Annotated in this window: 25 protein-coding genes and 1 pseudogene; 17 read left to right on the forward strand and 9 right to left on the reverse strand. The window is 61.7% G+C overall.

Features of this window, described 5'->3' with window-relative positions; all coding sequences use genetic code 11:
• The first annotated feature begins 3 nt into the window (after positions 1 to 3).
• The 10 genes from ribD to tolA all read left to right on the forward strand — a co-directional run bounded on the left by ribD (position 4) and on the right by tolA (position 8,069).
• Complete coding sequence (gene ribD / locus AC1DUB_RS04650; RefSeq protein ID WP_477728509.1) at positions 4 to 1,152, forward strand: bifunctional diaminohydroxyphosphoribosylaminopyrimidine deaminase/5-amino-6-(5-phosphoribosylamino)uracil reductase RibD; 1,149 nt, start codon at positions 4 to 6, stop codon at positions 1,150 to 1,152.
• Between the two features lie 100 nt (positions 1,153 to 1,252).
• Positions 1,253 to 1,906 carry a riboflavin synthase gene (locus tag AC1DUB_RS04655; protein ID WP_477728510.1) on the forward strand — a complete coding sequence of 218 codons (654 nt, stop codon included), beginning with the start codon at positions 1,253 to 1,255 and terminating at the stop codon, positions 1,904 to 1,906.
• Positions 1,903 to 3,006, forward strand: coding sequence for a bifunctional 3,4-dihydroxy-2-butanone-4-phosphate synthase/GTP cyclohydrolase II (gene ribBA, locus AC1DUB_RS04660; protein ID WP_477728511.1), 1,104 nt, complete (start codon positions 1,903 to 1,905; stop codon positions 3,004 to 3,006). Before AC1DUB_RS04655 ends, ribBA begins: the two co-directional genes overlap by 4 nt.
• 45 nt (positions 3,007 to 3,051) lie before the next feature.
• Entirely contained in the window at positions 3,052 to 3,516 is a 465-nt protein-coding gene (ribH, locus tag AC1DUB_RS04665) for a 6,7-dimethyl-8-ribityllumazine synthase (protein WP_477728512.1), read from the forward strand.
• A 39-nt stretch (positions 3,517 to 3,555) separates the two neighbouring features.
• Complete coding sequence (gene nusB, locus AC1DUB_RS04670) at positions 3,556 to 4,071, forward strand: transcription antitermination factor NusB (RefSeq protein ID WP_477728513.1); 516 nt, start codon at positions 3,556 to 3,558, stop codon at positions 4,069 to 4,071.
• Positions 4,072 to 4,095: 24 nt separating this feature from the next.
• Positions 4,096 to 5,292: a pyridoxal phosphate-dependent aminotransferase gene (locus tag AC1DUB_RS04675; protein ID WP_477728514.1), complete on the forward strand. Its 1,197-nt coding sequence runs from the start codon at positions 4,096 to 4,098 to the stop codon at positions 5,290 to 5,292.
• Positions 5,289 to 5,765, forward strand: coding sequence for a tol-pal system-associated acyl-CoA thioesterase (ybgC, locus tag AC1DUB_RS04680; protein ID WP_477728515.1), 477 nt, complete (start codon positions 5,289 to 5,291; stop codon positions 5,763 to 5,765). The genes AC1DUB_RS04675 and ybgC overlap by 4 nt, the downstream gene beginning before the upstream one ends.
• 26 nt (positions 5,766 to 5,791) lie before the next feature.
• Entirely contained in the window at positions 5,792 to 6,484 is a 693-nt protein-coding gene (gene tolQ / locus AC1DUB_RS04685; protein WP_011483803.1) for a protein TolQ, read from the forward strand.
• A 209-nt stretch (positions 6,485 to 6,693) separates the two neighbouring features.
• Complete coding sequence (locus tag AC1DUB_RS04690; protein WP_477728516.1) at positions 6,694 to 7,128, forward strand: ExbD/TolR family protein; 435 nt, start codon at positions 6,694 to 6,696, stop codon at positions 7,126 to 7,128.
• Positions 7,129 to 7,178: 50 nt separating this feature from the next.
• Complete coding sequence (gene tolA / locus AC1DUB_RS04695; RefSeq protein WP_477728517.1) at positions 7,179 to 8,069, forward strand: cell envelope integrity protein TolA; 891 nt, start codon at positions 7,179 to 7,181, stop codon at positions 8,067 to 8,069.
• A 110-nt stretch (positions 8,070 to 8,179) separates the two neighbouring features.
• Here tolA and dnaE read toward each other — a convergent pair whose 3' ends face one another.
• Positions 8,180 to 11,662: a DNA polymerase III subunit alpha gene (gene dnaE, locus AC1DUB_RS04700; protein WP_477728518.1), complete on the reverse strand. Its 3,483-nt coding sequence runs from the start codon at positions 11,660 to 11,662 to the stop codon at positions 8,180 to 8,182.
• Positions 11,663 to 11,747: 85 nt separating this feature from the next.
• Between dnaE and AC1DUB_RS04705 the strand changes: the two genes are divergently transcribed.
• Entirely contained in the window at positions 11,748 to 12,503 is a 756-nt protein-coding gene (locus AC1DUB_RS04705) for a sulfurtransferase (protein WP_477728519.1), read from the forward strand.
• 50 nt (positions 12,504 to 12,553) lie between these two features.
• Positions 12,554 to 13,882 carry an ergothioneine biosynthesis protein EgtB gene (gene egtB, locus AC1DUB_RS04710; RefSeq protein ID WP_477728520.1) on the forward strand — a complete coding sequence of 443 codons (1,329 nt, stop codon included), beginning with the start codon at positions 12,554 to 12,556 and terminating at the stop codon, positions 13,880 to 13,882.
• Positions 13,883 to 13,998: 116 nt separating this feature from the next.
• On the opposite strand, the gene AC1DUB_RS04715 is transcribed toward egtB, so the two are convergent.
• From AC1DUB_RS04715 to AC1DUB_RS04740, 6 genes are all read right to left on the reverse strand, one after another.
• Positions 13,999 to 14,694 (reverse strand): DUF599 domain-containing protein, encoded by a 696-nt coding sequence (locus tag AC1DUB_RS04715; RefSeq protein WP_477728521.1) that lies wholly within the window; start codon positions 14,692 to 14,694, stop codon positions 13,999 to 14,001.
• A 74-nt stretch (positions 14,695 to 14,768) separates the two neighbouring features.
• A complete protein-coding gene (locus AC1DUB_RS04720) occupies positions 14,769 to 15,653 on the reverse strand; it encodes a pirin family protein (RefSeq protein WP_477728522.1) in 885 nt (294 codons plus the stop codon).
• A complete protein-coding gene (locus AC1DUB_RS04725; protein WP_477728523.1) occupies positions 15,650 to 16,057 on the reverse strand; it encodes an OsmC family protein in 408 nt (135 codons plus the stop codon). The genes AC1DUB_RS04720 and AC1DUB_RS04725 overlap by 4 nt, the downstream gene beginning before the upstream one ends.
• 86 nt (positions 16,058 to 16,143) lie before the next feature.
• The gene (locus tag AC1DUB_RS04730; protein ID WP_477728524.1) at positions 16,144 to 16,698 is read right to left on the reverse strand and encodes a flavodoxin family protein; all 555 of its coding nucleotides are present in this window, start codon (positions 16,696 to 16,698) and stop codon (positions 16,144 to 16,146) included.
• 98 nt (positions 16,699 to 16,796) lie between these two features.
• On the reverse strand, positions 16,797 to 17,207 hold the full coding sequence (locus AC1DUB_RS04735; RefSeq protein ID WP_477728525.1) for a DoxX family protein: 411 nt from the start codon (positions 17,205 to 17,207) through the stop codon (positions 16,797 to 16,799).
• A gap of 143 nt (positions 17,208 to 17,350) precedes the next feature.
• Positions 17,351 to 18,052, reverse strand: coding sequence for a pirin family protein (locus AC1DUB_RS04740; protein WP_477728526.1), 702 nt, complete (start codon positions 18,050 to 18,052; stop codon positions 17,351 to 17,353).
• A 114-nt stretch (positions 18,053 to 18,166) separates the two neighbouring features.
• Here AC1DUB_RS04740 and AC1DUB_RS04745 point away from each other — a divergent pair, with 114 nt between their 5' ends.
• The 5 genes from AC1DUB_RS04745 to AC1DUB_RS04765 all read left to right on the forward strand — a co-directional run bounded on the left by AC1DUB_RS04745 (position 18,167) and on the right by AC1DUB_RS04765 (position 23,048).
• Positions 18,167 to 19,126: a LysR family transcriptional regulator gene (locus tag AC1DUB_RS04745; protein ID WP_477728527.1), complete on the forward strand. Its 960-nt coding sequence runs from the start codon at positions 18,167 to 18,169 to the stop codon at positions 19,124 to 19,126.
• Positions 19,127 to 19,282: 156 nt separating this feature from the next.
• Complete coding sequence (locus tag AC1DUB_RS04750) at positions 19,283 to 20,359, forward strand: NAD(P)/FAD-dependent oxidoreductase (RefSeq protein WP_477728528.1); 1,077 nt, start codon at positions 19,283 to 19,285, stop codon at positions 20,357 to 20,359.
• A gap of 46 nt (positions 20,360 to 20,405) precedes the next feature.
• The gene (gluQRS, locus tag AC1DUB_RS04755; protein WP_477728529.1) at positions 20,406 to 21,374 is read left to right on the forward strand and encodes a tRNA glutamyl-Q(34) synthetase GluQRS; all 969 of its coding nucleotides are present in this window, start codon (positions 20,406 to 20,408) and stop codon (positions 21,372 to 21,374) included.
• A gap of 9 nt (positions 21,375 to 21,383) precedes the next feature.
• Complete coding sequence (trmB, locus tag AC1DUB_RS04760; RefSeq protein WP_477728530.1) at positions 21,384 to 22,124, forward strand: tRNA (guanosine(46)-N7)-methyltransferase TrmB; 741 nt, start codon at positions 21,384 to 21,386, stop codon at positions 22,122 to 22,124.
• 18 nt (positions 22,125 to 22,142) lie between these two features.
• Positions 22,143 to 23,048: an RluA family pseudouridine synthase gene (locus tag AC1DUB_RS04765; RefSeq protein ID WP_477728531.1), complete on the forward strand. Its 906-nt coding sequence runs from the start codon at positions 22,143 to 22,145 to the stop codon at positions 23,046 to 23,048.
• A 114-nt stretch (positions 23,049 to 23,162) separates the two neighbouring features.
• On the opposite strand, the gene AC1DUB_RS04770 is transcribed toward AC1DUB_RS04765, so the two are convergent.
• Positions 23,163 to 24,089 (reverse strand): LysR family transcriptional regulator, encoded by a 927-nt coding sequence (locus AC1DUB_RS04770; RefSeq protein WP_477728532.1) that lies wholly within the window; start codon positions 24,087 to 24,089, stop codon positions 23,163 to 23,165.
• Positions 24,090 to 24,244: 155 nt separating this feature from the next.
• Positions 24,245 to 24,465: pseudogene (locus AC1DUB_RS04775) on the reverse strand (IS110 family transposase); the annotation flags it as partial.

Consider the following 24,465-nt stretch of genomic DNA (forward strand, 5'->3'; position numbering starts at 1 on the left):
GCAATGAACCCAATACGTAATTCGTCTCCCCCCGACATCTGCTTCCAGCAAGCTGCCGCGCAAGCGGCGCAAGCCACCCTGGCATGCGATCCAAACCCCCGCGTCGGCTGCATCATCGTAGACGCCAACGGCCGCACATTGGGACAGGGCCATACCCAGCAGGTGGGGCAGGCGCATGCGGAAATCATGGCATTGCGAGCTGCGCGAGCGGCAGGCTTCGATGTGCGCGGCGCTACCGCTTACGTCACGCTGGAGCCATGCTCCCATCACGGCCGCACTCCCCCGTGCTGCGATGCATTGATTGAAGCCGGCATTGCCAGGGTAGCGGTGGCGCAGAAGGACCCTAATCCCCTGGTGGCGGGACAGGGTATCGCGCGCATGCAGAAGGCGGGAATCGAAGTGAGCGTGCTCAACCCGGATAATCCCGTGGCTTTGGCAGCGCGGGAACTCAACATCGGATTTTTCAGCCGCATGATCCGCAAGACCCCCTGGGTGCGCATGAAAATCGCGGCATCGCTGGATGGCAAAACGGCGCTGGAAAATGGCGCAAGCCAGTGGATTACCTCGGAAGCGGCACGCACGGACGGGCATGCCTGGCGCGCACGTGCCAGCGCCGTCCTCACCGGCATCGGCACAGTCCTCGAAGATAACCCGCGCCTGGATGTCAGATCGGCTGCCACGCCTCGCCAGCCCCATCTGGTGGTGGTGGACAGCCGGCTTCAACTGCCATTGAACGCCAATCTTTTCACAGGTAACCGCACGATTTATGTCTATGCTGCCGTGCCAGATGATGCCAGGAAGACTGCATTGGAAGAGCGCGGAGCCACCGTGATCTATTTGCCCGGCCGGCAAACCGGAACGCCGGACAAAGTGGACTTGGCCGCCATGTTGCGCGATCTGGCGCAGCGTGAAATCAACGAGGTGCACGTTGAAGCAGGCCACAAACTCAACGGCTCCCTGCTCCGGGAAGGGCTGATCGACGAATTCCTGGTCTACCTGGCCCCGAAACTGCTCGGTGCTGGCCATGGCATGGCTTCATTTGGCCCCTTGCAACAACTTTCCGAGGCAATCCCGCTGGAATTTTTTTCCACAGAGAGGGTGGGTGTCGATTTGCGGGTGATCGCCCGGGTCGCAGGACGGGACCGGTTCTAACGCCACGCGGACACCCGGGAACCCGGTGTTCAGGCGCTCTTTTCCAGGCCTTTAGTGCCTTTCGGGGCGCAATGGCTCGATTCCCTGCGAAAATGGCGGGATGTTTACCGGAATCATCACCGGCATGGGGCGCATCGTCGCCATCCATAGCCTGGGCAGCTCTTCAGACCATGGCAAGCGACTGACCATTGAAACACCCGCGGGTTATCTCGACGATGTGGGTCTGGGCGACAGCATTGCCCTCAGCGGCGCCTGCATGACCGCGGCTTCACTGGACAGCGCCAACAACCGCTTCTGCGTCGACGTCTCGGCCGAATCCCTGGCCAAAACCAGCGGCCTGACCCAAACCGGCATCATCAACCTGGAAAAAGCCCTTCGCGCAAATGACCGCCTCGGTGGGCATATCGTTTCCGGCCATGTCGATGGCATTGGCCGTGTGACGCACTTTGCCCAGGTCGGCGAAAGCTGGGAACTGCGCATCCGCGCGCCCCGGGAGCTGAGCAAATACCTCGCCTACAAAGGCTCCATCACCGTCAATGGAGCAAGCCTGACGGTGAACCGTGTCGTGGACCTGACGGACGACGATGCCGGCGGCAGCGAAATCAGCATCAACCTCATCCCCCACACCGTTCAAAACACGGCACTGGGCCAACTGGCGCCGGGCTCACAGGTCAATCTGGAAATCGACCTGATCGCGCGCTATGTTGAACGCATGCTCAAAGACACCCATTCACCCCGAAAAAGCTGCCCATGACCACTGTAATTTCCCCTGTTGAAGATATCGTTGCCGACATACGCGCCGGCCGCATGGTGATCCTGATCGATGAAGAGGACCGCGAAAACGAAGGCGACCTCGTTCTGGCAGCAGACCACGTCAGCGCAGAGGCCATCAACTTCATGGCCCGCTTCGGCCGTGGCCTGATTTGCCTGACACTGACGCGCGAACGCTGCGAGTTGCTGCAATTACCCCCCATGGCCACCCGTAACGGCACCAAGCATTCAACCGCCTTTACCGTGTCCATTGAAGCGGCCGAAGGCGTCACCACGGGTATTTCTGCCGCTGACCGGGCTCGCACGGTACAAGCCGCCGTAGCCAAAAACGCCAAGGTCAGCGATTTGGTGCAGCCCGGCCACATCTTTCCCCTCCAGGCTGTCGATGGCGGCGTTCTGATGCGCGCTGGCCACACCGAGGCGGGCTGTGACCTGGCGAGCATGGCCGACTGCTCACCGGCCGCCGTGATTTGCGAGATCATGAAGGACGACGGCACCATGGCCCGCCTGCCGGACCTGCTGTTATTTGCCGCTGAACACGGCCTGAAGATTGGCACCATTGCCGACCTGATCGAGCACCGCAGCCGCAACGAGTCGCTGATCGAGAAAATTGGCAACCGCACGCTGCAAACCGCGTTCGGCGAATTTACCGTACATGCGTTCAAGGATAAACCCAGCCAGGGCCTGCACCTGGCACTGGTCCGGGGTCAGTGGTCGGCGGACGATACCGTCGCCGCGCGGGTGCATGAGCCGCTGTCGGTCCTCGACGCGCTGGAGGTCCAGCGTTCCATGCATTCGTGGAGCCTGGACCAGAGCCTGAACCATATCGCCAGGGAAGGCAAAGGTGTGGCCGTGCTGCTGAACTGCGGTGAAAGCGCGGCGCAGCTGCTGGCGCAGTTTGAAGGCACCGCCCGTGCCAGCCATGGACCCGAGCGCGGCCGCATGGACTTGCGCACCTACGGCATCGGCGCGCAGATCTTGCGCGAATGCGGCGTACACAAAATGAACCTCATGGGCAACCCGCGCCGCATGCCCAGCATGACCGGCTATGGCCTGGAGATCGTCGGCTACATCACTCAATAATTCAATCATTCAATCATTCAAATAATTCAATCAAGGGAGCTCATTGTGTTTGGTGCAGAAAAAGGTTCGACTGACAAGCTTGACGGCAGAAAATTTTCCATTGGCATTGTGCAGGCGCGCTTCAATGAAGGCGTTACCAATGCCCTCGCCGAAGCCTGCAAGCAGGAGCTTGCAGCCTTGGGTGTGGAAGAAAAAAACATCAAGCATGTCAAGGTGCCCGGCGCACTCGAAGTGCCTTGCGCGCTGCAGGCCATGGCCGAAAGTGACAAATACGATGCCCTGATCGCCCTGGGCTGCATCATTCGCGGTGAGACCTATCACTTTGAATTGGTGGCCAACGAAAGCGGCTCGGCCGTGACACGCCTGGCGCTTGACTACCAGTTACCGATTGCCAACGCGATTTTGACAACCGAGAACCTGGCGCAGGCCGAGGTGCGCCAGGTTGAAAAAGGACGTGATGCGGCGCGCGTTGCCGTCGAAATGGCCAATCTGCTGGACGAGCTTGCATAAGCCCTGTTCCAGAAAACCTTTATTACCAACCGGCGCTTCATGGCTGAACCCCTCAACAAACCCAAACGACCACCCCAAATCCGCACCGGCCTGACCGACACGGGTGTCAAAAAAGCAGCCGACAAATCGGCCCGCACCCGAGCGCGCGAGTTCGCCCTGCAGGCGCTGTACCAGCACCTGGTGGGCCGTAACGACGCCGACTCGATTGATGCCTTTACCCGCGACCTGGTCGGTTTCCACAAGGCGGATTCGGCGCACTACGACGCACTGCTGCATGGTTGCATTGAAGGCGCCAGCGCCCTCGACGCAATCATCAACCCCCTGCTGGATCGGCCCATGGCCGAAATTTCACCGGTTGAACACGCGGTGCTCTGGATGGGCGCTTACGAATTCAGGCAGTGCCTGGATGTTCCCTACCGCGTCGTGATCAACGAGTGCATTGAACTTGCCAAGGCGTTTGGTGGCACCGACGGGCACAAATACGTCAACGGGGTTCTGCATAAAATGGCGCCCTCCCTGCGCGCTGCCGAAGTCGCCGCTGACCAGACAAAATAAATTGCTGACCATGAAAGGCTTGCCGTGAAAATCGCCCAGCGGGCTCAGCGGATTGAGCCGTTTTACGTCATGGAGGTTGCCAAGGCAGCCTCGGCGCTGGCCCAGGAGTTTGCCGGTAGCGACAAACCCATGATCTTCCTGAACATCGGCGAGCCGGACTTCACGGCCCCGCCGCTGGTGCAGGAAGCAGCTGCACGCGCCATCGCGCGGGGCACCACGCAGTACAGCCAGGCGACGGGCCTGCCGGCTTTGCGCGAACGCATCAGCGGCTGGTATGCCTCGCGCTTTGGTGTCCAGGTGGCGCCCAGCCGCATCATCGTTACGGCGGGTGCCTCGGCCGCGCTGCAACTGGCGTGCCTGGCACTCATCGAGGTGGGGGATGAAATCCTGATGCCCGATCCGAGCTATCCATGCAACCGGCATTTCGTCAGCGCGGCGGAAGGCAATGCGGTGTTGATTCCAACCACAGCCGAAGAGCGATTTCAGCTCACGCGCGAGAAGGTACAGGCGGCGTGGAAGGACAAGACCCGCGGCGTGCTGCTGGCCTCGCCCTCCAACCCGACGGGCACCTCCATTGCCCCCGAAGAACTGCAGCGCATCCATGAGTTTGTGCACGGCCAGGGCGGCGTGACCCTGATTGACGAGATCTATCTGGGACTCAGCTATGAAGAGCACTTCGGGCACTCCGCGCTGGCCATGCCCGGCGAGCTGGGGCAAAGCGTGATCAGCATCAACAGCTTCAGCAAATACTTCAACATGACGGGCTGGCGGCTGGGCTGGCTGGTGGTGCCCGAGGCACTGGCGCCCGTCGTGGAGCGCATTGCGCAAAACCTCTTTATCTGCGCCAGCACCGTGGCGCAACATGCCGCACTGGCCTGCTTTGAGCCCGACAGCCTGCTGGAATACGAGCGCCGCCGCGCCGAATTCAAGGCGCGCCGTGATTACTTCATTCCCGAACTCAACCGGCTGGGCCTGCGCGTTCCGGTCATGCCGGACGGGGCCTTCTATGCGTATGCCGATTGCACGGAAACCGCCGCGCGACTGGGTGTCAGCGGCAGCTGGGACCTCGCGTTCGAGCTGATGAAGCGCGCCCATCTGGCCGTCACGCCCGGACGCGACTTCGGACAGGCCGCACCAGAGAAGTTTGTGCGTTTCTCAACCGCCAGCTCCATGGAGCAATTGCGGGAAGCGGTGGCGCGGCTCAGGACCTTGCTGGCATGAGCGCATTCGTTCGTCCCGAGCCCGTCGAGGGGTTGCGGCAGCCTCAGCCCCAACAGGTCTTCGAATGGCCGCTCAGGGTGTACTGGGAAGACACCGACGCCGGTGGCATCGTTTTTTACGCCAACTACCTGAAATTTTTTGAACGTTCGCGCACGGAATGGCTCAGATCACTGGGCATAGAACAGCAGCGCCTGAGGGACAGCACGGGGGGCATGTTTGTGGTGAGCGACACCCAGATCCGCTATCACCGCCCTGCCCGGCTCGACGATGAACTGATTGTTACGGCATGCATGGTCGAAACAGGCCGCGCGTCTTTGATAATCAGACAGCAGGCGCTATTGAAAACAGAGCAGGCGGCCGGGCAATCGCCCCCCTTGCTTTGTGAAGGCACGATCAGGATTGGCTGGGTCGAGGCCGCCAGCCTCAAGCCCGCGCGCATACCCGAATCGATTATTTCCTGCTTCCTTTCCTGACAGCTTAAACCGGGCAAAGCTTCAACATGAACCAAGACCTCTCCATTGTCAGCCTCATCCTCAACGCCAGCTGGGTCGTCCAACTGGTGGTGGCGCTGCTGGTTGGCGTTTCCATAGCCAGCTGGGCCGCGATTTTCAGGAAAATTGTGGCCCTTAAAAAGGTTCAGAAACTCAACGACGACTTCGACCGCGAGTTCTGGTCCGGCACCAGCCTGAATGATTTGTTTGCAGGGGCCGCGCAAAACGCCAAGCACTCGGGTGCCATGGAGCGTATTTTTGCCAGCGGCATGCGTGAATACCAAAAACTGCGCGAGCGCCGCATCGCCGACACGGGCACGCTGCTGGATGGCGCGCGCCGGGCAATGCGCGCCAGCTACCAGCGCGAACTCGATGCCATCGAAGTCAACCTGTCGTTTCTGGCAACTGTCGGCTCGGTCTCCCCTTATGTCGGCCTCTTCGGCACGGTCTGGGGCATCATGCACGCCTTCACCGGGCTGGCGGCCCTGGAGCAGGTCACGCTGGCCACGGTAGCCCCCGGCATCGCCGAAGCACTGGTGGCCACCGCCATCGGCCTTTTTGCGGCTATTCCAGCCGTGGTGGCCTACAACCGTTTCGCCCACGACATTGACCGCGTAGCGAACCGGCTGGAAACCTTCATCGAGGAGTTTTCCAACATCCTGCAGCGCAACCTGGGCGCCCAGTCGCCCTCGGGCCACTAGAGATGTTGGCCCCCACGCTTTTCACTTCATGTAATGCGCTGCCCCCCGAGGGGGCGCTGCGCCTGCGGCCCGGCAAAGCCGGTTCCGCGGCCCCTGCTGGAATGGTCTTGGCTCCCACGCTCGTCATTTCGTGTACTACGCTGCCCCCCGGGGAAGCTGAACTTGCTTGGGCCGGCCCTTCGCGGCGGCCGTCCGCCTAGGAGATCGCCATGCCAGCTGTCACTTCCCGCGGCCGCGGCCGCCGCACCATCAGCGAGATCAACATGGTGCCGTTTATCGACGTCATGCTGGTGCTGCTCATCATTTTCATGGTGACCGCACCGCTGATCACGCCCAGCATGATTGCATTGCCCAAGGTTGGCAAGGCCAGCAGCAAACCGCCCAATCCGGTACAGATCGAGATCGGCAAGGACGAGAAAGTCCAGATCAGGATCAAGACGGACGCCCTGCCCAGCAACGTGCGCAACGTGGCCGCCGACATCGTGAAGCGGGAGCCGGCCGTCCGGGCGGCGGGCACAGACGCGGTCCCGGTCGTCATCAGTGCCGACAAGTCCATCAAGTACGAAACCGTGGTCCAGGTCATGGACAACCTGCAGAAGGCCGGTGTGTCGCGGGTTGGCCTGTCGGTACAGACCAGCAACTGACCCCAAGCCGGCTCAAACCTACCATCTCCACTATCCTCACCAACTTCACCATGCCCAGCGCTGCAGACCGCCTTGAATTTGGCCCGCCTCGCGATGCGGGCTACTTGCGCGCTTTCGCCCTGGCACTGCTTGCCCACATCCTGTTGATGGCCGCACTGACCTGGGGCGTCCACTGGAAACGCAGTGACCGGGCTGTCTCGTTTGAAGCCGAGTTGTGGTCCAGCGTGCCGCAGGAGGCAGCGCCCAAGCTGGTCGAAACACCGCCGCCACCTCCGCCGCCACCGGAGCCCAAAGCGCCGGAAGCCAGGGTGGCTCCACCCACACCGAATGTAGACATTGCCCTGGAGCAGGAGAAAAAACGCAAGTTGCTGCAGCAGCAAAAGGAAGCCGAGACGCTGAAGGCGCAGAAGCTGCAGGAAAAACTGAAAGCCGAGCTTCAGGCCAAAAAAGAAAAAGAGCAAAAGGCCAAGGAAGAACTGGCCAAGCGCAAAGCCGCTGAAGAAGCCCAGAAAGCTGAAGCCAAAAAGCAGGATGCAAAAGACCTGGAGAAGAAAAAGCAGGCTGAAGCCCTGGCACAAAAGCAGCGGCAGGATGCACTGAACCGCATGATGGGACTGGCGGGCGCCACGGGTGACGCCAATGCCAAAGGTTCAGGCCAAAAATCCAGCGGACCGTCTGCCGGCTATGCCGGAAAAGTCAGGGCCAGGGTCTTGCCCAATGTGGTGTTCACCGAAGATATTGCCGGCAACCCCACGGCCGAAGTTGAAGTGCGCAGCACACCCGACGGCGTCGTCCTCGGCCAGCGGCTGGTCAAGTCAAGCGGCAACAAGGCTTGGGATGAGGCGGTGATCAAAGCCATCATTCGTACCGGCACCCTGCCGCGCGACGATGACGGGCGGGTTCCCACTCCGATGATCCTGGAATTCAGACCCAAGGGCTAGCACGCGCTGGCCTGGCACGGGCCCGCATGTCGGCACGACGACCGACGACCGACGACCGCTATCAATACAGTAGCTTACTGTCCCTGTATCGGTTCGGCTCAGGCCTTGTTTCACTCATAAACAATCTGCACCAGCCCCCGGTCGGCCTGCGCCATCCAGCTGGCCAGCGCGGCATCCGTCGGAAAGAACCGTGCGGCCTCACCCAGGTGAAGCTCGGCGGTGGCGCCCATCCTGCCGTCCTGCCGGCGCAGGCTCAGCCGCACGGGCAATCCGCGCTTCAGTTCCCCCTGCTCCGTCATTTCGGGCCGCGGTGGAAAGTCGCGGACCAGCCTCGAAATATCGGGCGCTGCGCCATTGACCGCCACGCGCAAATATTTGCCGAACTTGCAGCGCGCCGTCTCAAGGTCCCAGACCTGTGTGACCTTGAAGCGCCGCCCGAAACGCTCGGAAGCGCCCTGCAGCGTGCCTTGCACAATCACCAGTTCGTCGTCTTTCAACAGGTTGCGGTTGGCGTTGAAGACAGTCTCGTCCACCGAAGCTTCCAGCACATCGGTCTTGTCGTCGAGCTTGAAAATGATCAACTTGCCCCGGTTGCCGTTGATCACCCGCAAATCACTGAGAATGGCGGCCAGCAGCTGCGGCTCGCGGGAGTCAATCAGGTCTTCAATCTTGCGCTTGGCAAACTGCCGCACTTCGGTCTCGACCTCGTCAAACAGATGGCCTGAAAGGTAAAAACCGATGGCGGTTTTTTCAAGCACCAGGCGCGCTTTCACACCGAAAGGAACCGCCTCGACCAGCGCCGGCTCCTGGGTGCTGGCGGCATGCGAGTCGGACATGTCAAACAGCCCGCCCTGGTTGGCATTGGCTTCAGTGGCGGCGGCAAACTCGAAGGCACGGTCGACCGACGCGAGCAGCTCCGCACGGTTCAGATGCAGGTTGTCAAATGCCCCGCCCTTGATGAGCGCTTCCACGGTGCGCTTGTTCAGCTTGCTGCGGTCCACGCGAACGCAGAAGTCGTACAGCGAAGTGAAGGGGCCGCCTTCCTTGCGGGCCGCCACGATCGCCGCAATCGCCTGCTGGCCGGTGCCCTTGACAGCGCCCAGGCCATAGCGCACCGATGTGGCGCTGATCGGCTCGAACCGGTAGTCGCCGCGGTTGATGTCAGGGGACTCAAACTGGATGCCCATTTTTTGGGCATCGCCGAACAACACCTTGAGCTTGTCGGTGTCGTCCATCTCCACGGTCATGTTGGCCGCAAAGAATTCGGCGGTGTAGTGCACCTTGAGCCAGGCCGTGTGGTAGGCCAGCAGCGCGTAGGCGGCAGAGTGCGACTTGTTGAAGCCGTACCCTGCAAACTTTTCCATCAGGTCAAAGACCTCGTCGGCTTTTTCCAGCGTCAGGCCGTTTTCGCCGGCGCCCTTGCGGAACACCTCGCGCTGGGCATCCATCTCCTCTTTCTTCTTCTTGCCCATCGCACGGCGGAGCAAGTCGGCGCCACCGAGTGAATAGCCGCCCAGGATCTGCGCGGTCTGCATCACCTGCTCCTGGTAGACCATGATGCCGTAGGTCTCTTCCAGGATGGGCTTGACGCGCGGGTCGGGGTATTCCGGTTCTTCCTTGCCCTGCTTGCGCGCAATGTAGGTCGGGATCAGCTCCATCGGCCCGGGGCGGTAGAGCGCGTTCATCGCGATCAGGTCTTCCAGCCGGTTGGGTTTGGCATCCTTGAGCATGCGCTGCATGCCGATACTTTCAAACTGGAACACGGCTTCGGTCTGACCGCTGCCAAACAGGGCATACACCTTCTGGTCGTTCAGCGGCAGGTCCTCGAACCTGAAGTTCTTTTGCGCCGGATGGCGCTGGATGATGAATTCCCGCGCTATCTCCAGAATGGTGAGGGTGGCCAGGCCCAAAAAGTCGAACTTCACGAGGCCGATGGCCTCCACGTCGTCCTTGTCGAACTGGCTCACCGCGGAATCGCTGCCGGGCTGGGCGTAGAGCGGGCAAAAATCGGTCAGCTTGCTGGGGGCAATCAGCACGCCCCCGGCGTGCATGCCGACGTTGCGGGTCAGGCCTTCCAGCTTTTGCGCCAGCTCCAGCAGGGTGCGCACGTCTTCTTCCTTGCGCTCGCGCTCGGCCAGGATCGGCTCGGCCTCCTTGGCCTTTTCAATCGTGATGTGCTGACCCGGCTTGTTGGGAATCAGCTTGGAAATGCCGTCGCAAAACCCGTACGGGAAATCCAGCACACGCCCCACGTCCCGAATAGCGGCACGCGCCGCCATGGTGCCGAAGGTCACGATCTGGCTCACCGCCTCCTTGCCGTATTTGTCCTTCACGTAGTCAATCACGCGATCTCGGTTGGTCTGGCAAAAGTCAATATCGAAGTCGGGCATGGAAACCCGCTCAGGATTCAGGAACCGCTCGAACAGCAGGTTGTACTGCAACGGGTCGAGGTCGGTGATCTTCAGGGCATAGGCCACCAGCGAGCCCGCACCCGAGCCGCGGCCGGGCCCCACCGGACAGCCGTTGTTCTTGGCCCAGTTGATGAAATCGCCCACGATCAGGAAGTAGCCCGGAAACCCCATCTTCAGGATGGTGTTGATCTCGAACTCCAGCCGCTCGACATAGCCCGGCCGCTTCTGGTCGCGCAAGGCCGCATCAGGGTACAGGTGCGCCAGGCGCTCTTCCAGCCCTTCGAACGAGGCATGGCGAAAGTAGGCATCAATGGGCAGGCGCACACCATCGACTTCCGGCGTCGGATAGTCGGGCAGCATGGGCTTGCCCAGCTCGAGCTTGAGGTTGCAGCGCCTGGCAATTTCCAGCGTATTGGCCAGCGCCGATGGCACATCGGCAAAGAGCTGCGTCATTTGCGCTGCCGACTTGAAATATTGTTCGCGCGTGAACTTGCGCACACGGCGTGTGTTCCCCAGGATTTCACCTTCGGCAATGCAGACACGCGCCTCGTGCGCCTCATAGTCGTCGTAGGTGAGGAACTGCACGGGATGCGTGGCCACCACCGGCAGCTTGAGCCGGGCGGCCAGCTGGACGGCTGCCGCCACATGGCGCTCGTCATCCGGACGCTGGGCGCGCTGCAGCTCCAGGTAAAAGCGGTGGGGAAACAGACCCGCCAGGTGCAGGGCGCATTCCAGCGCCCGTGCGTCGTCCCCCTGAAGCAGGGCCTGGCCCACGGCGCCACCCTGAGCGCCCGAGAGCGCAATCAGGCCCTCGTTCAGTTCTTCAAGCCACTCCAGCTTGATCACGGCCTGGTCGCGCACCACGTTTTTGGTCCAGGCGCGCGTGAGCAGCTCCGACAGATTGAGGTAACCCCTGTGGCTTTGCACCAGCAGCAGCAGGCGGGCCGCAGGCGTCGCAGCATCTTTTCCCGGAACCTGCACCCAGACGTCGGCACCTATCAAAGGCTTCACTCCGGCGCCACGGGCTTCCTTGTAGAACTTGACCGTGCCGAACAGGTTGCTCAGGTCGGTAATGGCCAGTGCCGGCTGCTGGTCGGCCGCGGTGGCCTGAACAATCTCATCAATGCGGTTGGTCCCGTCGACGACTGAAAACTCGGTGTGGATACGTAAATGAACAAACATGCGCTTCATTTTAGGGCTGGGGCCACCGCCCATTTCGCCAATACCCCCATTGCCCGCCCGCACCTTGCCTACAATTAGCCGCATCATGCAAATTCTGAACATTGCAGCGTATAAATTTGTCGCGCTGGACCGCCTGCCCGAGCTGCAGGCTGCGGTGCTGGCGGCCGCGCAATCACGCGGCATCAAGGGTACCGTGCTGCTCGCGGAAGAAGGCATCAACCTCTTTCTGGCCGCCGGCCGTACCGACATTCATGATTTTTTGGCATGGCTGCGAACCGACGCCCGTTTTCATGACCTGGAAACCAAGGAAAGCTGGTCCGCAGGACAGCCCTTTCGCAAGTTGCTGATCAAGATCAAGCCTGAAATCATCCGCATGAATCACCCGGCTATCCGGCCTTCTGCCGGCCGGGCACCGGCCGTTGGCGCCGCCACGCTCAAGCGCTGGCTGGACAGCGGGCACGATGACGAGGGACGTCCCGTGGTGACACTGGACACGCGCAACGCCTTTGAGGCCGATGTCGGCACCTTCAGGAATGCCATCGACTGGCGCATCGACAAATTCACCGAGTTTCCGCAAGCCTTGCTGGATCACCGTGACGAGCTGCAAGGCAAGACCGTGGTGAGTTTTTGCACGGGCGGGATTCGCTGTGAAAAAGCCGCGATTCTCATGCAGGAGGCAGGCGTGGCGCATGTTTACCAGCTCGACGGCGGTATCCTGAAGTATTTTGAGGAAAGCGGCCACGCCCACTTTGAGGGCGAGTGCTTTGTGTTTGACGAACGCCGGGCGCTGGATCCGGCGCTCAATCCCCGGGTGCAGGTCGGCGCTTTGTCTGACAGCTGACGGGGGCAAGCTATGGAAAGCTGCGGAAATCACCCCCAAGGCGATAACCCATGACTCCCTCACAACCCGTGCTTCGCACCGTCACGCCGGCTTCCGATCTGGAAAAGCGCTTTCAGCAGGTCCGCGCCCAGACCGAGGCTCTTATACAGCCGCTAAGCGCTGAAGATTGCCAACTCCAGTCCATGCCGGATGCGAGTCCCGCCAAATGGCATCTGGCGCACCTCACCTGGTTTTTTGAGACCTTCATCCTCGAAAGGTTCGAGCCGGGCTTCACACCTTTCAATCCTGGCTTCCGCGTGCTGTTCAACAGCTATTACAACGGCGTTGGGACTAAATACCCACGGCCACAGCGCGGCCTCATCAGCCGCCCTTCGCTTGAGGAAGTACTGGCTTACCGGGCGCAGGTCAATGAACGTGTGCTGAACGTGCTGGCTGCGGGCCGGCTGGCCGACCAGGGCGAACTCGCGCAGCTCGTCACGCTGGGCCTGCATCACGAGCAACAGCACCAGGAGCTGTTGCTCACCGACATCAAGCACGCCCTGTCCTTCAATCCGCAGCAGCCCGCCTATGCCAGACGCTGGCCGCTAGCCGGCATCCATCCCCAACCGCTGCGCTGGCATGGCTACGCCGGCGGCCTGACAGAGCACGGCTTTGACACCGGACGGGATGGCGGGTTTGCGTTTGACAACGAAACACCGCGTCACCGCGTCCATGTTGCCCCCTTTGAGCTGGCGAGCAGGCTGGTGACCAATGGGGAAATGATGGCCTTCATCGCCGATGGCGGCTATCAGCGGCCCGAGTTATGGCTGTCCATGGGCTGGGACTGGGTGGAGGCCGGTCAGCGCCGTTTACCGCTTTACTGGCAGGGCGATCTCCCCGATACCCACGCGGATGCCAACTACCGCAACTTCACGCTGCAAGGGCTGGTGGAGGTAGACCCGAATACCCCCGCGTGCCATCTGAGCTACTTTGAGGCCGATGCGTTTGCGCGCTGGGCTGGCGCACGGCTTCCCACCGAGTTTGAATGGGAAGCGGCGGCTCGCACCCTGCCCGCGCCAGGCGAACGGCCGGGGAACTTTGTCGAGAATGCGGCCTACCACCCCTTGCCGCTGCAGCAGCCCAGCCAGGGCGCTCCCGCGCAGATATTTGGCGATGTCTGGGAGTGGACGCAGTCCAACTACAACCCCTACCCCGGCTACAAACCCTGGGAGGGGCTGGTGGGCGAATACAACGGCAAGTTCATGTGCAACCAGTTTGTGCTGCGCGGCGGCTCGTGCGCCACGCCGCAAAGCCATATTCGCGCGAGCTACCGCAACTTTTTCCCGCCCGATGCCCAATGGCAGTTCAGCGGCCTGCGGCTGGCGCGCGACATCACCTGAGAGTTTCAACGAAGAGAAAATTCTCCGCCGGGCGTGCGCCGCGCAGGGCCGCCCCAAGCAAGCACAGCCCCCTCGGGGGGCAGCGCAGCACACGAAGTGGCAAGCGTGGGGGCTACTTATTCCCGCAAAACGCCCAGCACGTCGGAGTCAAATTCGCGGTTGTAGAGAATCAGCAGCACCACAGCCGTGGCCAATGCAAAGGCAATGGTGGAGAAAAACCACGCCATGATGGCAAAGCTGAGGTAATAGGCGCGCAGCCCGTCGTTGAAGGTCTCGGCGGCCAACCCCACCAGGCGACTGGCCCGCAGGGCAAACATTTCACGGTCAAACTTGCCCTGCTCAAACTCCTGCGGTGACGGCATGGAGCCGATCACCAGCGCGACAAAGGTGTATTGGCGCATGGACCAGCTGAAGCGGAAAAAAGCGTACACAAACACGCCCACCATCATGATGACCTTGAGGTCGAAAATCAGCACAGAGGTCCGGACCGCAAACGGGATTTCCCGCACCAGCTCCGTCGCCTTGTCGGTCGTACCCAGCAGCGCGAACAGGCCGCCGATGATGATGATGGTGGTCGAGGAAAAAAAGGCCGGCGTGCTCGACAGGTTTTGCGTGATGATGCCGTCGATGACCCGCGGGTCGCGGGCGGTGGCCTGCAACAGCCAGTAGTGCCGGTAGCGGTTGGTGGTCTGCAGCAGCGAAGGCCGTTGCGCCCCGTAATGCCGGGCAAACCAGGCATAGCCTATCCAGCCCGAAAAAAACCAGACGATGGCCAGCCAGTCACCCCAAGGAAGCAGCGCGAAGATTTTCATCGCGCCATCTTACGTGCAAGATATGTGCAAAGTACGTACAAGATACGTGCAAAAAAACCGCGAAAAGGCAACGCCTAACCGGCGGCGAATTTTCGTTCAGGCAGCGGAATGAATTCGGTTTCCCCGCCCACATGACCCATGGCTTGAGCCTCCCAGTCATCACTGGCTTGCACAATGCGCGCCTTCTGGCTGGACACAAAGTTCCACCAGATAAACCGGGGGGCATCGAGCGGCTCCCCGCCTATCACGACCAGCCGTGCCGGCGCACCGCTGCTGATGGTCACGCCAGCACCGGCCGCCAGCGTGGCCAGGGTACCCGCCGCAACCGGCTCACCGTCCACCGTCACATCACCATCCACGGGATAAATCGCAAGTTCCTCGGCCAGCGCCGGCAATTGCAGCGTCGCATTTGCCGCGAGCTGGATATCCAGGTAAATGGTTTTGGAAAATGTCCTGACCGGCGATGTTGCGCCAAACGCCTCGCCAATCAGCACGCGCACGTCAGCCCCGCCGACCGACACCACAGGAATGGCCGACGCAGGCGTGTGTGAAAAGTCCGGGGCCGCTTCTTCATACGCCTGGGGCAAGGCGGCCCACAGCTGCAGGCCGTGGTTCACGTAGGTCTTGCTCCGCAAATCCTCGGGAGCGCGCTCGGAATGCACGATGCCGCGACCGGCCGTCATCCAGTTGATCGCACCCGGCTCAATGCGCTGAACAGAGCCCACGCTGTCGCGGTGCATCATCGCGCCTTCAAACAGGTAAGTGACCGTGGCCAACCCGATATGCGGATGCGGCCGCACATCAAGGCTGGCACCCGGCTGTACCGTGACCGGGCCGAAATGATCAAAAAAGATGAACGGTCCCACGGACTGCCGCCGTCCCGCAGGCAGCAGGCGCCGCACCAGGAAACCTCCGCCCAAATCCTTGTTGTGCCCGGTCAGCTTGAGTTGCACGCTCATGACAGTCTCTCCACAGCTGTTGTGATTTCAGTAGTGACGGTGGTCATGAGTTTATGGACGGGACATTTTTGCGCAACGGCCTGCAACTCCTGCAACTGGGCATCCGTCAGGTCACCCCGGATCCGCAAGGTGGTCGCCAGGCGGTACACACCGCTGCGTTCACCGGAGTCGTCGCGCTCTACCACCGTATGGATGTCGTCGACCGGAATCCCTTTCTTGCGGGCGTACCACATGAGGGTAACGGATTTGCAGGCGCCCAGCGCTGCATCGTACAAATCGTGCGGGCTGGGGCCGATGTCGGCGCCGCCTTCGGCCACACTCCCATCGACCATCAGTGCATGGCTGCGGATACTGAGTTTCTGGGCCATAGCCGCCGAGCGGTCGCGTTGCAGTTCGATGGACATGAGGAATTCCTGTGCGAATGAAAGGTAAGCTGAAAACGAAAGTGGATACGAAAGGCCCGCGCAAAAAAGCTGATGCGTACCTGACTTTAACGCTGAAACTTTCCCGCCACCTCGGCCACGCGCCTGCCCAGGCTCCGGGCCGTTTCCAGGTCACCCGGAAACATCTCGCCGGCGCCGGCGTCTGACGGTGTCTGGGCGATGGCTCCGCTGTACGAGCCCAGGTAATTGGCATCGTTACGCTGTGCGGCCTTGCCGGTACTGGGCAAGATGCCATGGCTCACCCAGATACCCCCATGCTGCATGGCCAGGGTAAAAAGGTAATGGAGTGTCGACATCTTGTCACCATCGAGGGCTGCGCTGTTGGTGAAGCCGGCAAACAGCTTGTCTTTCCAGGCCTGCGTGTACCAGGGCCGGGAAGAGGCATCGGCAAATTTCTTGAACTGCCAGCTGACACTTCCCATGTAGGTGGGAGATCCCATGATGATGGCATCTGCCGCATCGAGGATTTCCCAGCCGCCGTCGGGCAGGTTGCCATCGGCGTCGATGGCCAGGAGTTCAGCCCCGGCACCTTCCGCCACTGATTGCGCCATGCGCTGGGTATGGCCATACCCGGAGTGGTAGAGCACTACGACTTTCGGCATTCTTGTCCTCGTTGAAGAAAGCAGGTGAATAAGTCAGGAAGAATCCGGAAATCAACCACCAGGGCGGGGCTCCACACCCGCCGCGGCAGGGGCCATGACTAGTCCGAGCGCTTGGCGTCCAGGCTCCAGGCACCCGCACCCCATGCTGCCACCGTAAGCAAACCACCCACCACGGCAATATTCTTGAAGAAGGCTTGCTGCTGCAGCATGACCTGATCAGCCGGCACCGCCCAGTACTTGTGAAAGATGAAGGTGATCACGACCGTGAACAAGGCGATGCCGAGCGCCGCCCAGCGGGTTTGCAGGCCCACCAGCAGCAGCAGCCCCAGGCCCAGCTCGACACCAATCGCTGCCGCGGTGGCCAGTTCGGGAAAAGGAACGCCCTGGGATGCGATGAAGCCACTCGTGCCGGCAAAGCCGCCGATTTTGCTGAAACCCGCAGGCACAAACAGCAACGCCAGCAAGACGCGGCCAATCAGCGACAAAGGATTTTGGAGAGATGCAAACATGGTGAGTCCTATTTAATTAAAAAAGCAAAATGAAGAAGATGAAGAAAATGAAGAAAATGAAGAAAATGATGGATCAAAAAATCATGATAGGCAAGCGCTATCAAATTGAAACTTGCCTTTGATATTTTTAGTCTTGCAGGGTATCAAGGCGCCAAATCAAAGACCAGAACTTCGGCTGATTGCCCCCGACCGAGCCGCAACTGGCTTTCCGATTGCAGGGCGGCAGCATCACCCGAGCGAAGCAGTTGCCCGTTCACCTCAAGCTGCCCCCGGATCAGGTGCACATAGGTTTTACGCGACGGATCCAGTGCTAGTGTGGCGGCTTCGTCACCGTCAAACAGGCCCGCACGAATGCTGGCATCTGCATGGATCATGACAGAGCCCTGCGCGCCGTCCGGCGAAGCAACCAGGCGCAGTGCGCCGCGCTTCTCGGCCTCCGGGAAAGTTTTTTGTTCATAGCTGGGGACAATCCCTGTCACGTTCGGTTCGATCCAGATTTGCAGGAAGTGCGTGGTCTGGCCTTCGGCATGGTTGAATTCGCTATGCTGCACGCCGGTGCCCGCGCTCATGCGCTGCACATCACCGGGCGGAATGCCCTTCACGTTACCGATGCTGTCCTTGTGCGCAAGCTCGCCGCTCAGCACATAGCTGATGATTTCCATATCTTTGTGGCTGTGCGTGCCAAAGCCCCTGCCCGCGGCAATGCGGTCCTCATTGATGACGCGCAGGTTGCCAAAACCCATATGGGCCGGGTCGTAGTAACCCGCAAACGAAAAGGAATGAAACGATTTGAGCCATCCGTGGTCGGCATAGCCCCGTTCGCTGGAAGTTCTTAAGGTCATCATCTAGTGCTCCTTTCAAGGTGCGTTGCAATGACTCCAATGTAGGTGCCCGCACCCCTGTAGCCATTGCTCGAATTTGATGGCATCATTCAAATTATTTGAATCTTCAGACCATAAATGATTAACACCGCAGTCCGTGACGCCCTCACCCCCGAAGCGATCGGACTGATCGGTGCCGTGCACCGCACCGGAAGCATGGCCGCCGCCGCCCGGGAGTTGGGTGTGGTGCCCAGCGCCCTGACCTACCGGATTCGCCAGGTGGAAGATGCGCTCGATGTGCTGCTGTTTGACCGCTCGTCGCGCCAGGCCAGGCTGACCGAAGCCGGCAAGGAACTGCTTCGCGAAGGCAACCGCCTGCTGGCCGAGCTCGATGCGGTGGCCAATCGCGTCAAGCGCGTGGCAACGGGCTGGGAACCGGAACTCACGCTGGCGGTCGATAGCGTGATTTCGCGCACCACCGTGATGGAACTATGTGAGGCATTTTTTGCGCTGAACCCACCCACCCGCTTGCGGATACGTGAAGAGGCCCTGTCCGGCACGCTGGAAGCCCTGACCTCTGGCCAGGCCGACCTGGCCATCGGCGTGGCGATCAACGTGGATACCAAGYCGGCGCCGAGCAAGGCGCTGCAGAGCAGGCCACTGGGGACCATCCATTTCGTCTATGCCGTGGCACCTCATCATCCGCTGGCCCAGGCCGCGGAACCCGTCACGGACGCGATGCTCATGCCGCACCGTGCCGTGGCTGTTGCCGACTCGGTGCAGCGGGGCAGCGGCGTGACGATGGGCCTGCTGGGCGGCCAGGACATATTTACCGTGCCGGGCATGCAGGAAAAACTCGACGCACAGCTGCGCGGCCTGGGCGGAGGTTTTTTGCCGGAGTACCTGGCACGGCCCCACATCGCCACGGGCCGGCTGGTGGAAAAGAAGATGCAGCGGGCGGCGCGCCTGGTGCCCGTGAGTTACGCCTGGCGCCGCACCACCGATGGCAGCGAAGGACGCGCCCTGCAGTGGTGGCTTGGGCAACTGGACCATCCCACCACCCGCAAAGCATTGCTGGAGCGCGAGCAATCCATTTAAAACCGTGTAAAACCGTGCCCTGCAAGCCGGCTGGCCGCGCCTGCGTGTAGAGTGCGCTTATGGATTTCGTTTATGGTTGCGCTGTAAATGAATTTTTGAACCGATGGATGGACGCGTCAAACACCCCTTTCACCCAACCAGAAAAAGTAGAGAGACATGACAAAGAAATCCCGCACTGCTTCACCTGAAAAATTCAAACAGCGCCACATCGCCGTGGTGGGTGCCGGCATCGCCGGCATCGCCTGTGCGCGCACGCTGACACAAGCCGGGCACCAGGTTACCGTCTTCGAGAAAAGCAAGGGGGCGGGTGGACGCATGGCCACCCGGGACAGCGAGTTTGGCGGATTCGACCACGGCACCCAGTACTTCACGGTGCGTGACGCGCGCTTTGAAAAAGCATTGGCCACAGTCCCCGGGCTGGTACGCCCCTGGAGCGCCAATACCGTTCGCATTCTCGATGAGCTGGGCCGCGTCGTGGCCTCTTCGCTGCCGCCCAAGGAGGCCCACTGGGTTGCCACCCCGGGCATGAACGCGCTGGTTCGCCGGTGGGCCGAGCCCCTGGCAGCGGCCGGCAAACTGGTGCTTGAAACCGAAGTGGTCCGGCTGGAAGCCGACAGGCTGCACCCGGAGCGCTGGCAGCTGCAGACCGACGGCCCCGGCGCCAGCAACCGGGTTCACTCAGGCTTTGACGCTGTGGTTTTGGCCGTGCCCTCATCGCAGGCCGATGGCTTGCTGCTGAACTCACAACAGGGCAAACCACTGAGGGCGGCGATGGCCGACGTCAGCGTGGCGCCCTGCTGGAGCCTGATGCTGGCTTTTCCGCAAGCCCTCCAGCCCACACTGTCGCATCTGGGCCCGCACTGGAATGCGGCGCGCAGCACCCACCACCGCATCGCCTGGCTGGCCCGCGAGTCCTCCAAGCCCGGGCGCAGCCCCATCGAACGCTGGACCGTCCAGGCCAGCCCGGAATGGTCGGAACGCCATCTGGAGGACGACGCCGAACGCGTGAAAGCCAAACTGCTCAAGGCCTTCACGGAAGTCACCGGCATACGGGCGCAGCCGCCACACGCCGTGGTGCACCGCTGGCGCCATGCCCAAACCATCGACCCCCTGGGAAAGAGCCATGCCTGGGATCCGAAATCGCGCATTGGTGCCTGCGGCGACTGGTGCCTGGGCCACCGGGTTGAGGACGGCTTTGTGTCTGGCCTGGAAATGGCCCTGGCCATCGCTTGACGGGTGCCCCATGGCCGGCACAGCGCAGCACGCGGAGTGACCCGGCGTGGGAGCCACCTACATTGGCCGGTTTGCGCCTTCGCCAACCGGCCCGCTGCATGCAGGTTCGCTTGTGGCGGCATTGGCGAGCTGGCTCGATGCCCGCGCTCACCACGGGCAGTGGCTGGTGCGCATCGGAGATGTCGATACGCCCCGCTGCGTGCCGGGTGCGGACCAGACCATTCTTGCGCAGCTCGCCGCCTGCGGGCTGATGCCCGATGAAGCGCCGGCATACCAGTCACAGCGCAGCGCCCTGTACCAAAGCGCGCTGGATCAGCTCGTGGCACGGCGCCTGGCGTACCCCTGCGCCTGTACGCGGCAGGATATTGCACGCGCACTTGCGGCCAGCGGACAAGCGCGGGCACGCCACGGTGAGCTGGTTTATCCGGGCACCTGCCGACAGGGCCTGAACGGCCGCCCTGCCCGCGCCTGGCGCTTCCTCACGGAAACACCTCGGGAAAACATGCCGCTGGCCGGATCCCCTCATGCACAACGCGCTGTTCAATCAATAGCATTAGAAAAAGAAGGTGGCGACGTGGTGTGGCATGACCGGCTGTTGGGCAGCCAGGCGCAAAACGTGAGCCGCGAAGTCGGCGATTTTGTGCTCAAACGCGCTGATGGCCTCTGGGCCTACCAGTTGGCCGTGGTGGTGGACGACGCAGCCCAGGGCGTGACCGACATCGTGCGCGGCCAGGACCTGGCCGACAACACGGCGCGGCAAATCCTGTTGCAACGCGCACTCGCCCTGCCCCAGCCGCGCTACCTGCACACCCCCCTGGTGCTGGGGCGCAATGGCGAAAAGCTGTCCAAGCAAAACGGCGCCCAGCCGCTGGACACCAGCCACCCGGTTGCCGTGCTTCAGCAGGCCGGCCAATTGCTGGGCCTGCAGGGCAATGCCGCAGCCGGCACACCGGCAGCATGGCTGCAGCAGGCGGTGCCCCAGTGGGCAAGCCGTCATGCAGACGCAGCGCACTAAAATCGCGTTGTGACTGAAAACCCCGCCCCCAACGCCACCGACTTCCCCGAGGGCCCGTCCACCGACGCGAGCCATCCCCGCAACATTCGGAGTTTTGTCCGGCGCACCGGCCGCACGACCGCCGGCCAGGCCAAGGCCTTTACAGACGTGGGACCCCGGTTTTTACTGCCCTACACGCCTGCGCCCCTGGATTTCGCCGCCGCCTTTGAACGGGTGGCTCCCACCATCCTGGAGATCGGCTTCGGCATGGGCGAGGCCACGGCGCACATTGCGGCCCTGAGCCCCGACAAAAATTTCCTCTGCTGCGAAGTGCACACCCCCGGCGTCGGCGCGCTGCTCAAGCGTATCCAGGAGCAGGCCCTGGGCAACATCCGCATCCTTCAGCACGATGCCGTCGAAGTCATTGACAACATGTTGCCAGCCGGCAGCCTGGACGGCGTTCACATCTTCTTTCCAGACCCCTGGCATAAAAAGAAACACAACAAGCGCCGCCTGATCCAGGCGCCCCTGATTGCCAAGCTGGCGGCCAGGCTGAAGCCCGGTGGCTACCTGCACTGCGCCACCGACTGGCAGCCCTACGCCGAACAGATTCTCGAAGTCCTGAGCGCCGAAGCCCTGCTGAAAAACACGGCTGACGCGTCGGGTGACGGCTATGCCCCCAAGCCCGACTACCGCCCCCTGACCAAGTTTGAAAACCGCGGCATCAAGCTGGGCCATGGCGTGTGGGATGTGGTGTTCACGCGTGTGTGAGTTTCTCTGCGCGAAGATGTGACGACCACGCCCCTGCACGGCCTGCCGACCCGCGATGGTGTCAGCCCAAGTTGCGTGGGTTTGCCTGCGGGCCACTGGCCGACCATCACCGATTTTCTGCTTGAGCGCTTCCCCGCCATCACGCGCGAGGTCTGGCTTCAGCGCATGCGGGACGGCCTGGTCGTCGATGAATTTGGCGCTGCCGTCACGCCAGGGCGCCCCTACCGCGGCCACATGCGGCTGTACTATTACCGCGCCGTGGACGACGAGCCGCGCATACCGTTTGAAGAAACCGTGCTCTACCAGGACGAGCACCTGGTGGTCGCCGACAAGCCGCATTTCTTGCCTGTCACACCTTCGGGCCCCTACCTCCAAGAAACACTGCTGGTGCGGCTTAAAAACAGCTTGGGCATGGACAGCCTGATCCCGATTCACCGCATTGACCGTGAAACCGCGGGCCTGGTGCTGTTTTCAGTGAATTCCGCCGAGCGCGACGCCTACCAGGCCCTGTTCAGGCATCGCAGCGTCAGCAAACACTACGAGGCCATTGCGCCATGGCGGGATGATTTGTCATTCCCGATCACTCGCCAAAGCCGGATCGTGGAAGACGAGCCGTTCTTTCGCCAACGCGAAGTGCCCGGCGAGCCCAACAGCGAAACCTGTATTGATGTGCTGGAAATCAAGGGCAACAAAGCGCGTTATGCACTCAGCCCGGTCACCGGCAAAAAGCATCAGCTGCGTGTGCACATGAACGCGCTGGGTCTGCCCATCATGAACGACCGGATGTACCCGCCCGTCGAAATAACACCCGACGACGACTACGGCCAGCCCCTGCAGTTGCTGGCCAAATCGATTGCTTTTACCGACCCGCTGACCGGGCAGGCCAGGCAGTTTCAGAGCAGGCTCGGTTTGTCATTGGCCTGAACCGGGTTCCGGGCCTGCCGGACCAGGAAGGCGTCGGCTGCAAATCGGCGGCGGCGGTTCAATGCCGCCAAGTTAAACCATAACTTGTTAGAGACTAATACGTAAACACACAAGTTACGAAACATGGGTCGCGGCCTGGCGTACCTTCATGAGCCGTTCCATCAGGTATTCCGCAAAGCTCTCGGTCGCGGGCGACGCGACCCGGTGGGCTGGCCGGTACAGGCAGACCTGGCGCATGACTTCGGGCTCCACGATGCGGCGCATCACCAGGCCCTGCCGTTTGGCCCAGGGCGCCACGTAGGCGGGCGACACCGTGGCGGCCAGGCCTGCGGCGGCCAGGCCGAGCGCGGTGGAGATGTTGTCCACCACATCATGCGGGCTTATGCGCTCGTCCTCGGGCAGAGCCGAGCCCATTTGCGCCACGCTAAGTTCGTGGTCACGCCCCGCCGTGACCAGCGCGTGGTGACGCAAATCGCGCCATTGCAGCACCCGTTTGGCCGCCAGCGGATGGTCCTTGGCGCACCACAACACCCAGGGGCTGCTGAACAGGCTGATGCGCAGCACGTTATCGCTGCTCTGGCGGTCGGGGCCGACGGCCAGATCGACCTCGCCGCTGGCCACCATGTCGGTGAGTTGCTCTACCGCCGCGTCCCGAATGCGCACAACGAGCTTGGGGCGGTCCTGGCTGTGGGCCCGGATGATGGGCGGCAGGATGGCGCTGGCGATCACCATGGGGGCCGCCACCCGCACCAGCCCGGCGGCCCGGTTGCGCAGGTCGGTAGCGGCCACTTCGGCCAGGCGCAGGTGTTTGAGCACGGTCTGGGCCGAACTGAAAAACTCCTTGCCAGCCGCCGACAGGGCCACTTTGCGCGTGCTGCGCTCGAACAGCCTGAAGTCCAGGCTGGACTCCAGCTCGACCACCAGTTGGCTCACCGCCGAAGGGCTCAGCGCTAGCCGGTCAGCGGCGGCGGTGAAGCTCAGCAGCTCGGCCACGGTCACGAAGGCATCGAGCTGGCGCAGGGTATAGCGGGGCAAGGACATGGGTTGATTATGAAGAAAACCTAAGCAATACACCAATATTTATCGTTTGTTGTTGCGCGTTCACTCTTGCAAACTGCCTGACTCTGAAGTTGATCTATCGCCAGATCCTTCACTTTGTTCCACCAACCAGACAGCAACCATCTTGAATGAAGACATTAATTCGTTACTGCAATAGCGTTGTTCCAGGGCGACCTGGTACGTGCGATGGCGTTCAGGATGACCAGCAGCTTGTGCATGCAGGCCACCAAGGCGACCTTCTTGGGCTTGCCGGCGGCCAGGAGCTTGGCATAAAAGGCTTTGAGTACTGGATTGAATCGGGTACCCACCAGGGCGGCCACATACAGCACGCGACGCACATCGCTTCGCCCGCCGAAGA

The organism is Polaromonas sp. P4_F9 (assembly GCF_056401235.1).